Here is a 13,005-nt window from a genome sequence, read left to right as displayed (position 1 = left end):
CCGCCGACCGCCGCGGGCGGCACTTCGTGCGACCTCGGCGGCGTCCGGGCGGACGGGTAGTCCGGGCGGTCGCAACACCCCGCGCGCGAGGCCTCGAGCGGTCGGAGATCGTCGTTCGGCGCCGGTTCAGGCGACGGTTCGTGACCGCTCCGCCTCGGGCCGACGGCACGTCGTGACCGAGAGCCGAGCGGGCTCGGGCGCGGGCGGGCTTGCTCGCGGCGCGGCGCGCTCCGGGCAGGCTCGCGCCGGCTAGAGGACCTTCGAGAAGCAGACCGACAGGGGCGCCCCGACGTACGGCCCGAAGTTCGCGATCCGCCGGAACCCCTCGCGCTGGTAGAACCCGACGGCGCGCTGCTGCTCCGTGCCCGTCTCGAGGACGAGCGCCGGGGACCCGAGGTCGAGCGCCGCTTCTTCCAGCCGGCGCAGCAACGCAGCCGCGGCGCCGGACCCGCGGGACTCCGGCCGGACGTACATCCGCTTGATCTCGGCGATGCCGTCGTCGACGATGCGCAGGCCCCCGCACCCCAGGGGAGTCCCGGACTCGTCCCGTGCGACGAAGAACACCGCGATCGACTCGGCGGTCGGCTTCTCACCCGGTTCGGTGTCGCCGCCGTGCGCCCGGTCGATCTCCAGGCGCTGGGCGGCGCGGAGTCGCTGGGCGTCGGGGGAGTCGAAGTGCTCGACCTCGATCGAGATGGTGTTCGGGGAGGCCTCGGGCGTGGTCACCCGATCAGGCTAGCGGCCCGAGCGGGCGATCCACCCCTCCACTTCCGAGGGGGTCCGGGGGATGCCGACCGACAGGTTCTCGGCGCCGTCCTCGGTCACCAGGATGTCGTCCTCGATGCGGACACCGATGCCGCGGAACTCCTCCGGCACGGTCAGGTCGTCCTGCTGGAAGTACAGTCCGGGCTCGATCGTGAAGACCATGCCGGCCTGCACGGTGCCGTCGAGGTACATCTCGCGGCGGGCCTTCGCGCAGTCGTGCACGTCGAGCCCGAGGTGGTGGCTCGTGCCGTGCACCATGTAGCGGCGGTGGAACTGGTTGTCCGGCTCGAGCGACTCGGCGGCCGAGACCGGCAGGAAGCCCCACTCGGCGGTCTTGCGCGCGATGACCTCCATCGCGGTGGCGTGCACCTGGCGGAACGTGATGCCCGGCTTGACGATCGCGAACGCGGCGTCGGCTGCCTCGAGCACGGCTTCGTAGACCATCCGCTGCACGGGGGAGAACGTGCCGCTCACCGGCAGCGTGCGGGTGATGTCGGCGGTGTAGAACGAGTCGACCTCGACCCCGGCGTCGATGAGGATGAGGTCGCCCGGCTGCACGGCACCGTCGTTGCGCGTCCAGTGCAGGATGCAGGCGTGGTGACCGGAGGCGGCGATGGTGTCGTAGCCCACGGTGTTGCCGTCGGCGCGGGCCCGGCGGTTGAACGTGCCCTCGACGATGCGCTCACCGCGCGGGTGCGCGAGCACGGCGTCGAAGTCGCCGATGACGTCGTCGAACCCGTGCTTCGTGGCGTCGACGGCCTTGCGGAGCTCGCGGACCTCGTACGCGTCCTTGACCAGTCGCAGCTCGGACAGGTCGCGGGCGAGCAGGTCGTCGGTGGCCGGCGACCCCTCGGTCTCGTCCGCGCCACCGATGGTCGCGCCGATGCGGGCATCGAGGGAACGGGTCAGGTCGTCGTCGGCTTCGCGGACGAGCAGCGCCGACGCGTCGAGGGCATCGGCGACGGCAGCGAACGCCCCGAGGTCGGCCGTGGCCAGCCCGAGGTCGGCGGCGACGGCGTCGAGCGAGGGGCGCGGCCCGACCCAGAACTCCCCGATCTCGGGGTTGGCGTAGAACTCTTCCGAGTCGCGGCCCGCGGTGGCACGGAAGTACAGCGTGGCGTCGTGGCCGGAGCCGTTCGGCGTCATCACGAGCACCGAGCCGACGACGGTGTCGGTGCCCCAGCCGGTCAGGTGCGCGAAGGTGGAGTGCGGGCGGAACGGGTAGTCGCAGTCGTTCGAGCGGACCTTGGCCTGCCCGGCCGGCACCACGATCGTGCGGCCCGGGTGCAGCTCGGAGATGCGCGCGCGACGCTCGGCGGCGAACGCGGCCTGCTCGCGGGGCTCGGGCTGCGCTTCCGAGCGCTCGGCCCACTGCGACCCGATGAAGTCCTTGAAGGTCGAGGACCCGGGGGTCGTGGATCGGTTGCTCGTCGCGCGGGGAGTCGTGTCGGCCATGCGTCCATCATCGCACCGCCCGGGGACACCCGGCCTGTGCGGCCGCCCACCTGTGGATAGCATTGGCCTCGTGCCAGACCCGTTCATCGACCTGCACGCGCACTCCAGTGTCTCCGACGGCACCGAGCGTCCCGCGGAGCTCGTCCGAGCGGCCGCGGCCGCCGGACTCGACGCCGTCGCGCTGACCGACCACGACACGACCGCAGGGTGGGCGGACGCCACAGCCGCGGCGCGCGAGCTGCCCCTGACCCTGCTGCCCGGCCTCGAGCTGAGCACCCGGATCGGCTACCGCAGCGTGCACGTGCTCGGCTACCTGGTGGACCCCGAGCACCCCGGACTGGTCGAGGAGACGACCCGGATCCGCGACGGCCGGCTCTCCCGCGCGCACCGCATGGTCGACCGCATCGCCGAGGACCACCCGATCACCTGGGCGGACGTCCTGGCCCAGTCCAGCCCCGGTGCCACGATCGGCCGTCCGCACATCGCCGACGCCCTGGTCGCCCGCGGGCTCGAGTCCGACCGGTCCGCGGCGTTCCGCGGCATCCTGCACCCGGCGTCCGGCTACTACGAACCCCACGAGGCACCGTCGCCCCTGCGCGGCGTCGAACTCATCCGGCAGGCGGGCGGCGTGCCCGTCATCGCGCACCCCGCGGCGTCCTCGCGCGGGATCGTCATCGACGAGCCGATGCTCCGCGACCTGGTCGACGCCGGGCTCGGCGGGCTCGAGGTCGACCACCGCGAGAACCTGGCACACGGCAAGCGCACCCTGCTCGACTGGGCGACGCGCTACGGCCTGTTCGTCACCGGTTCGAGCGACTACCACGGCACCGGCAAGCCGAACCGGCTGGGGGAGCACCGCACCGCACGCGTCTCCTTCGACGCGATCGTGTCCGAGGCGACGGGCAGCGCTCCCGTGGTCGGACCCGGCTCGCGCCTGTCCTGACGCGTCGCGTCGTCCCACCGAAGCGACACATCTCGCTCGACGCGGCTTGACCCATCCGTGAGGGCGACAGATCCCCGCTGACAGTTCGCGGCGATCTGTCGCCCTCGCGGGGCAGTCGGCGGGTGGAGACGACGAAGGGCCCGTCGCGTCAGCGACGTGCCCTTCGGTCTGGAGGCGCTACTCGCCGTCCGACGTGCCCTGCGGTGCCGAGGCGGTCGCCGAGGCATCGCCGGTGCCGGCTCCGCGACGGCGGCGACGGCGACGACGCTTCGCGGCACCGTCGGTGGTGGAACCACCTTCGACGGCCGAGCCGTCCTCGGTGCCCGCCGCGGTGGTGGGGGCGACCGACTCGGTGGCCGGAGCCTGCGGGGCGGACTGCTCCGAGCCTCCTGACCGGGTGCGGCTGCGCGACCGCGAACGCGACGCGTCACGCGAACCCGAACCCGAACCCGAGGCCGGGCGGTCGCTGCTGCGCTTCTCGACGGGGGCGCCAGCCGAGGCGGCGTGCGACGACGAGCCGGGCAGACGGCCCTTGGTGCCCTTGGGGATGTCGAGTTCCTCGAACAGGTGGGGCGACGACGAGTAGGTCTCGACGGGCTCGGGGATGCCGAACTCGAGCGCCTTGTCGATCAGCGTCCACTTGTGCAGGTCGTCCCAGTCGACGAACGTGACCGCGATGCCGGTCTTGCCGGCGCGGCCGGTGCGGCCGGCGCGGTGCAGGTACGTGTCCGGGTCGTCCGGGATCGTGTGGTTGATCACGTGCGTGACGTCGTCCACGTCGATGCCGCGGGCGGCGACGTCGGTGGCGATGAGCACGTCGCGCTTGCCGGCCTTGAACGCCGCCATCGCGCGCTCGCGCTGCTCCTGGTTGAGGTCGCCGTGCACCGCTGCGGCGTTGAACCCGCGGTCCTTCAGCTCCTCGACGAGCTTCGCCGCGGCACGCTTCGTGCGGGTGAAGATCACGGTCTTGCCGCGGCCCTCGGCCTGGAGGATGCGGGCGATGACCTCGTCCTTGTCCAGGGAGTGCGCACGGTAGATGAGGTGCTTGATGTTGGCCTGCATGAGGCCCTCGTCCGGGTCGGTCGCCCGGATGTGCACCGGACGGCTCATGAACCGGCGGGCGAGCGCGACGATCGGCGCGGGCATCGTCGCCGAGAACAGCATCGTGTGCCGCACCTCGGGGACGGCCTGGAAGATGCGCTCGATGTCCGACAGGAACCCGAGGTCGAGCATGCGGTCGGCCTCGTCGAGCACGACCTCCTGCACGTGGGAGAGGTCGAGCAGCCGCTGCCGCTGCAGGTCGATGAGTCGCCCGGGCGTGCCGACGACGATCTGGGCACCGGCCTTGAGCTGCTCCACCTGGCCCTCGTAGGCCTTGCCGCCGTAGATCGAGACGACCGTGGTCGGACGGTTCGAGGCCGCGAGCTCGAGGTCCTCGGTGACCTGGACCGCGAGTTCACGGGTCGGGACGACGACGAGCGCCTTCACGCCGTGCGCCGGGTCGGCACCGAGTCGCTGGATCAGCGGCAGGCCGAAACCGAGCGTCTTGCCGGTACCCGTCTTGGCCTGGCCGATGATGTCCTGGCCGGTCAGGCCGAGCGGGATGGTCTGTTCCTGGATCGGGAAGGGCTCGATGATGCCCTTGCCGGCCAGTGCATCGACGATGTCCTGGTCGATGTTGAGGTCTGAGAAAGTCAAAGAATCACCTTAGTTCTGGTGGAAGTCCGGGCCAGTCTACCGACGGGCGCGTGGTCCGGGGCGCTCCGGGGTGCTCCGGGGAGTCGGGCGGTCCGGTCCGGGCGCCGAGCGGGGCGACCGGCGGGTCCCACGGGGCGCGCCCTCTATGCTGGTCGGGTGGTGTCGTGGTGGAACCGGAAGCGCGCGGCGCAGCTCGCTGCAGCATGGCTCGCGTCGCGGAACCCGCGCGGAGCCGCACAGGTCAAGCGCCTCGCGCTCGACGACGTCACCCCGGAGCTCGACGTCTACCTCGGGCAGGCCGCGTACCTGCAGCTCTCCGTCTACGAGACGATGGGACGAGCCGGTGCTTCGGCACCGACGCTCTCCGGCCGTCTGGTCACCGGGGTCCTCGCGACCACGGCGCTCGAGCGGCACCGCACGATCGTGGCCGAGATCGAGCGCACCGGCGGAGACCCGGCGGCGCTGATGGCCCCGCACCGCGAGGCGATCGACCTGTTCCTCGAACGGACGAGCGGCGCCGACTGGTACGAGTCGATGCTGACCGGCTACGTGACCGCCGGCATCCTGAACGACCTGTTCGGCAACCTGCTCCGCTCGCTGCCGCTCGACGTGCGGCAGCGGCTGCGGTCGGTGTTCGACGCGCGCGAGGAAGCGGCGGTCGTCGAGGAACTGACGGCTCACATCGAGGACGACCCGCAGATCGGTTCGCGTCTGGCGATGTGGGGACGCCGTCTGGTGGGCGACACCCTGCTCGTCGCCCGGTCGGCGCTGGCGTCGCACGCCCGCGAGGACCAGGAGCGGCTCGAGCCGGTCTGGACCGAACTCATCGCCGCGCACACCCGACGGATGGACGCGCTCGGGCTGACGGCCTGAGCGGTCGAGCGTCAGGCGCCGCGCGTCTGAGTTGCTCGAGCGTCAGGCGCCGCGCGTCTTGAGCTGCTCGTAGTACTCGGCGTCGCGCTTGTCGCGCTGCGTGCCGAGGAGCCACTCGACGACGAGGACGACCACGCCGGACCCCACGAGGGCCACGACCCAGATCCAGGTGCCGTCGTACCGCCACCCGGCCCAGGTCAGCGCTTCCCAGAGCACTGCTGCGGCGATGCCGCCGACCGCTGGGCCGACGAGCACGCCACGGTTCGACCGCCACGGCAGGATCACGTGCGCGACCGCACCGATGATGATGCCGCCGAGGACGGCGAAGAGCAGTTCCACGTCGTCAGGCGACGAAGCCGATGCGCCGTGCCTCTTCCGCGCCGACCTCGACGTACGCCAGGGCCGAGACGGGGACGATGAAGCGACGGCCCTTGTCGTCCTGCAGCGACAGGTGCGTCGACTTGGCGGTGAGCGCCTCGGACACGGCCTTCTCGACCTCGTCCGCGGTCTGGGCGGTCTCGAAGGCGATCTCGCGGGGGCTGTTGATGATGCCGATCTTGATGTCCACGAGCACAGCGTATCCGAGCGGTCCCGTGCGGCATCGGGCGTTCGCCGCGGGCGCACTCGACGGCGTGACGATCGGTGCCCCGCGCGTCAGCAGCGGTGCTGTCGGCGGTCCTGGGTACCGTACGAGCGTGCCGCAGACCACGCTGATGCCCGCTCCCGAGGACACCGGGTTCGCGCGCGCACTGGTCGACGACCCCTCGCAGGCCGCGGTGCTCGCGTTGCCGGACGGCCGTCACGCCGCGGTGATCGGTGCGCCGGGCAGCGGCAAGACGACCACGCTCGCGCGGCTCGTCGCCGACCGGCTGACCCGGCCCGACGCGATCACCCCCGACGGCCACGCGACGGTGCTCGCCCTGACCTCGGCGCGGACGGCCGCGACGGCGCTGCGTGACCGGCTCGCTCGGGCGGTCGACCGGGTCGTGCCGGGTGCCCTTGCACGCACCGTGAACTCGCTGGCGTTCCAGATCGTCACCCACGCGGCGTCGGTGCAGGGGCAGGAACCCCCGACGCTGCTGACCGGCGGGGAACAGGACCGGATCATCGCCGACCTGCTCGCCGGCCACGAACTCGACGGAGCCGGACCGACCTGGCCCGACCCCATCACCGCCGTCGTCCGGGAGCGAGCGGGGTTCCGCACCGCCCTGCGCGACGTCATGATGCGTGCCGTGGCCGCCGGCGTCGAGCCCGACGACATGCGGGAACTCGGCGACGAGCTCGGACGGCCCGAGTGGCGGGCAGTCGGCGACTTCGTGGACGACTACCGGGCATCGGTCACCGCGTTCCGGCCGACCGGGCTCGACTCCGGTGAACTCGTGGCGTACGCCACCGCCGCGGTGCTGCGGCACGAGCTCCCCGCCGGCGTCGCCGCCCTGCGCCTGGTCGTGGTCGACGACACACAGGAACTGGTGGAGGGCGAGATCGCCCTGCTCGGGGCGCTCGCGCGCTCCGGCGTGCAGGTGGTTGCCTTCGGCGACCCGGACATCGCCGCCTCGGCGTTCCGCGGCGCCGAACCGGACGTGCTCGGTCGACTGACCGTGCGACTCGGGGTGGACCGTGTCGACGAGCTGTTCCTCGGCGCGGTGCACCGGCACCCCGCCCCGATCCGCGCCCTGGTCACCGGCGTCACGGGTCGCATCGGCACCGCGGCGGCCGGTCGGCAGCGCAGCGCGTCGGCAGGCGACCAGGATGCGCGGTCCGACGCCGTCGTGCACCTCGAAGCCGCCAGCCGGTCCGCGCTCGTCGTGGCGATCGCCCGTCGACTGCGCGAACACCGCCTGCTCGACGGTGTGCCGTGGCACCGGATGGCCGTGGTCACCCGCAGCGGTGCTGCCATCCCCGAACTCGTCCGGGCACTCTCCGTGGCCGAGGTCCCGGCGACCGCCGGTGCCGCGCCCGTCCGTCCGCGCGACGACTCGGCGGCGCGGGCGCTGCTCGACGCGGCCGCGGTGGCGCTCGACGTCCTGCCGCTCGACGCCGCCCTGGCCACCGCGTTCGCCACCGGACCCCTGGGTGGCCTCGACACCCTGGCGATGCGTCGGCTCCGGCTCGCCCTGCGGCGTGAGGAACTCGCGGGCGACGGCAGCCGCACCGCCGACGAACTGCTCGTCGATGCCCTGGGCGCACCGGAGCGCCTGGCGACGGTGGACGCCGGGTTCGCACGACGAGCGACCCGGCTGGCCCGGAGCCTGGTGCAGGCGCGTGCCGACGCCCAGGCGGGATCGAGCATCGAAGAGATCCTCTGGGGCCTCTGGGAACGCAGCGGTCTCGCGAAGTCATGGGGCGCCCAGTCCGCCGCCGGTGGGGTCGGCGCCGGGGAAGCCGACCGGCACCTGGACGCCGTCGTCGGCCTGTTCACCGCCGCCAAGCGCTTCGTCGAGCGCACCCCGGACGCCCCTGCACGGGTCTTCGTCGACGACCTGCTCGGCGCCGACCTACCGGAGGACTCGATCGGCCCCGACCGGACCGCCGGCCGGGTGCGGGTACTGACGCCGTCGGCGACGATCGGGCTCGAGTGCGATGTGGTCGTGGTGCTCGGTCTGCAGGACGGCGTCTGGCCCAACACCCGGGTGCGCGGCAGTCTGCTCGACCCGGACGGACTGGTCCGCGCTGCCGCCGGGGTCGAGCGTTCGCCCATCGACGACCGTGCCGCCGTGGTCGCCGACGAACTCCGGCTGTTCGCCCGGGCCGTCTCGCGCGCCACCACCCAGGTCGTCATCGGCACGGTCGCGAACGACGACGAGTCGCCGTCACCCTTCGTCCGGCTCGTCCCGGTGCCGCCGGACCGTCAGCCGACCGTCCACCCGCTGTCCCTGCGTGGGCTGGCCGGGTCGCTGCGCCGCCGGGTGGTGGGCTCCGGCGACCACGAGGCTGCGTCCGCCCTGGCACGCCTGGCCGAGGCCGAGGTCCCCGGGGCGGCTCCGGACGAGTGGTACGGGCTCGCCGAACCGACGACGGACGACCCCCTGGTCGACCTCGACGCCGAGCCCGCGCCCGAGGTCGAGGGCGGCGAGCCCGTCTCCCCGGCCGTGTCGGTGTCGCCGTCGCGGATCGGCACCTTCGAGGAGTGCCCGGTGCACTGGTTCGCGCAGACCTTCGGCGGCGGTGCCCCGAGCCCGGCGATGGGCATCGGCACGATCGTGCACGAAGCGATGGAGCACGCCACCGAGATCGACGTCGAGTCGCTGTGGGAGCGGGTCGAGGCGCGGTGGGACGAGCTCACGTTCGAGTCGCCCTGGGTCGCCGACCGCGAACGTGCCCGGACCCGGCGGATGATCGAGGGGCTGAGCGACTACCTCCGCACCTTCGCCAGCGCCGGCCGTCGACTGCTCGGCGCCGAGACCTCGTTCGCGCTCGTGACCGGGCCCGCCCGGATCCGGGGGAGCATCGACCGCATCGAGGTCGACCCCGAGGGGCGGGTGAGCGTCGTCGACTTGAAGACCGGCCGTTCGATGCCCAGCGAGAAGAACGACATGCCGGAACACCCGCAGCTCGGGGCCTACCAACTCGCGGTCGAGGACGGCGCGGTCGAGGGCGTGCCGGCGGGGTCTCCGATGACCGACGCCCGGCTGGTCTTCGTCCAGAACCCCCGCGGCGGACAGGCGTACTCCGAGCGGACCCAGCACGCGTTCGACGCCGAGGCGCGCGAGGCCTACCGCGAGCGGTTGCACGGGGTGGCGCGGGGCATGGCCGGACGCACGTTCGTGGCGAACGTGGACGACCACTGCGAGAAGGCCCGGACCGGGGTCGAGTGCCGGATCCACGTGGTGGCGGAGGTGACCTGGTGAGCGACACGGCGGACACGACCGACACGGCGGGCACGACCGACACGGCGGACACGACCGACACGGCTGCCGCTGCACCGCCCGTCATCCGGCACGGCGCCGACGCCATCGCCGACGCTCTCGGCCGCCCCCGTCCCACCGCCCAGCAGCGCGCCGTCATCGAGTCACCGCTCGTGCCGGCGCTGGTCGTCGCCGGTGCCGGCAGCGGGAAGACCGAGACGATGGCCTCGCGCGTCGTCTGGCTGCTGGCCAACGGACTCGTCCGCCCCGACGAGGTCCTCGGTCTGACCTTCACCCGCAAGGCCGCCGGCGAGCTCTCCGTCCGCATCAACGACCGCATCCGTGCGCTCGAGGACGTGGGGTTGATCACCCCCGGGGACGCCTTCGAAGCGCCCACCGTCTCGACGTACAACGCCTTCGCCAACGCGGTCTTCCGCGAGAACGCCCTGCTCGTCGGGCGTGACGGCGAGTCCCAGGTGCTGACCGAACCGTCGGCCTGGCAGCTCGCCCGTCGGGTGGTGGTGGCCGCCCGCGACGACCGGCTCGCCGGACTCGACCGCGACGTCGACACCCTGACCGCAGCCGTGGTCGCGCTCGCCGGTGCCACCTCGGAACACCTCGTCGAGCCGGAGGACCTGCGCCGGTTCGCGATCGAGTTCTCGGAGCTGCTCGAACTCCCCGGCAACCGCGGCAAGCCGTACAAGGCGATCACCGACGCGGTCGCCGCGATCGGCGCCCTCGAACCCCTGGCCGACCTGGTCGCCGAGTTCCGACGACAGAAGGTCGACCGCGGGTTCGTGGAGTTCTCCGACCAGATCGCCCTCGCGCTCGCCGCGGCCGAGTCGGCCCCACGCGTCGTCACGGACTTGCGGAGCCGGTACGGCGTGGTGCTCCTCGACGAGTACCAGGACACCTCGGTGGTGCAGACCCGGTTCCTCGCCCGGCTGTTCCGCGGGCACTCGGTGATGGCGGTCGGCGACCCGCACCAGTCGATCTACGGGTTCCGTGGTGCGAGCGCCGCGAACCTCGCCCGGTTCCCGCACGACTTCGGCGGCGACGAACCCGGCGTGGCCGAACCCGTCACCTTCGCGCTGTCGACCAGCTGGCGGAACCCGGTGGACGTGCTCGCGGGGGCGAACGCGATCGTGTCGCCGCTGTCCGAGGCGTCCGAGGTCGACGTCGAACGGCTCTCGCCCCGGCCGGGTGCGGACGCCGGCACCGTGCGGGTGGTGTTCCCCGAGACCCTGCCGGAAGAGGCCGACGAGGTCGCGGCGTGGTTCCAGGACCACCGCAGGCAGAGCCCAGCGGGCTCGATGGCGCTGCTGCTGCGGGCTCGGAAGGACCTCGCGGCGTTCACGGCGGCGCTCGGTTCCCGTGGGGTGCCGTACCACGTGCTCGGCACGGGCGGACTGCTCCAGCGTCCGGAGATCGTCGACCTGGTGGCGTGCCTGCGCGTGCTGCACGACCCGGCGGCCGGCAACGACCTGATCCGGCTGCTCGCGGGTGCACGGTGGCGGGTCGGGGCGGCGGACATCGTCGCCCTGCACCAGCTCGCCCGGTGGCTGTTCCAGCGCGACCACACCCAGCAGCGCCTCGACGACGACCTGACCGCGGCCTTCCGTGCATCGGTGGCTGCCGGGGAGCACGGGTCGATCGTCGACGCCCTCGACTTCGTCGCGACCGCACCCGACGAGCACGGCGCGCTCGAGGGCATCACCCCCGCGGGTCGCAGCCGAATGCGTGCGCTCGGCGGGCAGCTCGCGATGCTCCGCTCACGCGCGGGGAGCGACCTGGTCGACTTCGTGACGCTCGTCGTGCAGGAGATGCGACTCGACATCGAGGTCGCCGCGCACGAACAGGGCAGCGGCGCGTACCTCGACGCCTTCATCGACGAGCTCGCCGGTTTCGTGTCGACCGACGACCGCGCCGACCTCGGTTCGTTCCTCGGGTGGATCGACGCCGCAGCCCGACGGGACGACATGGGCCCGCGGTCCGAGGAGCCCGAGGCCGGCACCGTGCAGATCCTGACGATCCACGGGTCCAAGGGGCTCGAGTGGGACGCCGTCGCAGTGCCCCGGATGGTCGAGGGCGGCCTGCCGGCGCGTCCGCAGGAGGGCTCGTCGGGTTGGCTCGGGTTCGGCCGACTGCCGTACGAGTTCCGTGGAGACGCCGCCGAGCTGCCGCGACTCGCATGGCGCGGGCAGGAGACCCAGAAGGACGTCACCACGGCGATCGACGCCTTCAAGGAACAGGTGAAGGCCCGCAACGAGGACGAGGAACGCCGGCTGACCTACGTCGCCCTGACCCGTGCCAAGCACGACCTGCTGGTGTCCGGCTCGTTCTGGGCGGGCGGAGTCCGACCCACCGAGCCGAGCCGATACCTGCGCGACCTGGTGGACGCCGGCGTCATCGACGGTGCGGCGATCCCGGAGACGACGGTGCACGACGAGAACCCGATGGGGGAGAGCGGCGCGACCCAGACCTGGCCGCACGTGCCGTTCGGGCAGCGTGCGCCGCGGGTCCTGGCTGCCGCCGAGCGGGTGCGGAACGCGAACCCCGGTGCTGCGGGGCGCTTCGCTGCGGACATCGACCTGCTGCTCGCCGAACGGCACGCCACCCGGAACGCGAAGCACGCGGTCGCCGTCCCGCACCGGGTCCCGGCGTCGGGCTTCAAGGACTACCTGACCGAACCCGACTCCGTGGCCGAGCGGCTCCGCCGGCCGATGCCGGAGCGACCGTACCGGGCCACCCGGCTCGGCACGCTCTTCCACCAGTGGGTGGAACAGCGTGCGCGGAGCGGCGGCGCGCTCGAGACGCTCGACGTGTGGGACGGCGAGCTCGACCTCGATGCCGACGACCTCGCCGATTCGTCGCCGGACGCCGTGGTCACCGACGACGACGCCCGTCGCCTCGCGGACTTCCAGGCGACGTTCGCCGGTTCACGGTGGGCCGGGCTGACGCCGATCGAGGTCGAGCGCGAGATCCACATCCCGTTCCTCGGCCACAGCGTCGTCTGCAAGCTCGACGCCGTGTACGAGATCGACGGGCGCGCCGAGGTGGTCGACTGGAAGACGGGCAAGGCGCCGTCGGGGGCGGACGACCTGGCCCGCCGCACCCTGCAGCTCGCGTTGTACCGCGTCGCCTACGCCGAGTTCACCGGGCGACCGCTCGACCAGGTCGACGCGGTGTTCTACTTCGTCGCCGACGACTTGGAGGTCCGTCCGACCGAGCTGCTCGACCGCGCCGGACTCGAGCGTGCGTGGTCCGAGGCCATCGGCTGACGTCCTACGGGCGCGCTGCGCCCGTGTCGTGCTCCGCCCCCGTGTCGTGCTCCGCCCCCGTGTCGTGCTCCGCCCCCGTGTCGTGCTCCGCCCTGGAGGCCCGGTGCCGGTCCGCCGGACCCGCGCCGGGCCTCCAGGCGGT

9 protein-coding genes are annotated in these 13,005 nt (G+C 72.8%); 4 read left to right on the top strand and 5 right to left on the bottom strand.

Features of this window, described 5'->3' with window-relative positions; genetic code table 11:
- Positions 1-249: 249 nt before the first annotated feature.
- A complete protein-coding gene (locus tag DEJ09_RS08760) occupies positions 250-726 on the bottom strand; it encodes a GNAT family N-acetyltransferase (RefSeq protein ID WP_111054518.1) in 477 nt (158 codons plus the stop codon).
- Between the two features lie 9 nt (positions 727-735).
- Entirely contained in the window at positions 736-2,220 is a 1,485-nt protein-coding gene (locus DEJ09_RS08755; RefSeq protein ID WP_111088210.1) for an aminopeptidase P family protein, read from the bottom strand.
- Positions 2,221-2,290: 70 nt separating this feature from the next.
- Between DEJ09_RS08755 and DEJ09_RS08750 the strand changes: the two genes are divergently transcribed.
- Positions 2,291-3,163, top strand: a complete 873-nt coding sequence (locus tag DEJ09_RS08750; RefSeq protein WP_111088209.1) for a PHP domain-containing protein — start codon at positions 2,291-2,293, stop codon at positions 3,161-3,163.
- A gap of 177 nt (positions 3,164-3,340) precedes the next feature.
- On the opposite strand, the gene DEJ09_RS08745 is transcribed toward DEJ09_RS08750, so the two are convergent.
- On the bottom strand, positions 3,341-4,861 hold the full coding sequence (locus tag DEJ09_RS08745; RefSeq protein WP_111088208.1) for a DEAD/DEAH box helicase: 1,521 nt from the start codon (positions 4,859-4,861) through the stop codon (positions 3,341-3,343).
- Positions 4,862-5,020: 159 nt separating this feature from the next.
- Between DEJ09_RS08745 and DEJ09_RS08740 the strand changes: the two genes are divergently transcribed.
- The gene (locus tag DEJ09_RS08740) at positions 5,021-5,734 is read left to right on the top strand and encodes a ferritin-like domain-containing protein (protein ID WP_258372448.1); all 714 of its coding nucleotides are present in this window, start codon (positions 5,021-5,023) and stop codon (positions 5,732-5,734) included.
- Positions 5,735-5,776: 42 nt separating this feature from the next.
- On the opposite strand, the gene DEJ09_RS08735 is transcribed toward DEJ09_RS08740, so the two are convergent.
- A complete protein-coding gene (locus tag DEJ09_RS08735; protein ID WP_111033226.1) occupies positions 5,777-6,073 on the bottom strand; it encodes a hypothetical protein in 297 nt (98 codons plus the stop codon).
- A 4-nt stretch (positions 6,074-6,077) separates the two neighbouring features.
- Positions 6,078-6,302: a DUF3107 domain-containing protein gene (locus tag DEJ09_RS08730; protein WP_031259670.1), complete on the bottom strand. Its 225-nt coding sequence runs from the start codon at positions 6,300-6,302 to the stop codon at positions 6,078-6,080.
- Between the two features lie 127 nt (positions 6,303-6,429).
- Between DEJ09_RS08730 and DEJ09_RS08725 the strand changes: the two genes are divergently transcribed.
- Both DEJ09_RS08725 and DEJ09_RS08720 read left to right on the top strand, forming a co-directional pair.
- A complete protein-coding gene (locus DEJ09_RS08725) occupies positions 6,430-9,585 on the top strand; it encodes a UrvD/REP family ATP-dependent DNA helicase (protein WP_181433315.1) in 3,156 nt (1,051 codons plus the stop codon).
- Complete coding sequence (locus DEJ09_RS08720; RefSeq protein ID WP_258373839.1) at positions 9,582-12,863, top strand: ATP-dependent DNA helicase; 3,282 nt, start codon at positions 9,582-9,584, stop codon at positions 12,861-12,863. The genes DEJ09_RS08725 and DEJ09_RS08720 overlap by 4 nt, the downstream gene beginning before the upstream one ends.
- Positions 12,864-13,005: the final 142 nt, after the last annotated feature.

This window comes from Curtobacterium sp. MCLR17_055 (assembly GCF_003234305.1).
GTDB classification, from domain to species: Bacteria; Actinomycetota; Actinomycetes; order Actinomycetales; family Microbacteriaceae; genus Curtobacterium; species Curtobacterium flaccumfaciens.
The sequence above is the reverse complement of the archived record's forward strand: the minus strand, read 5'-3'. Positions and strand labels throughout refer to the sequence as shown.

Coding starts and splice junctions, on each gene's coding strand:
- DEJ09_RS08755 (WP_111088210.1), bottom strand. CDS start 2,220: ATGGCCGACACGACTCCCCGCGCGACGAGCAACCGATCCACGACCCCC.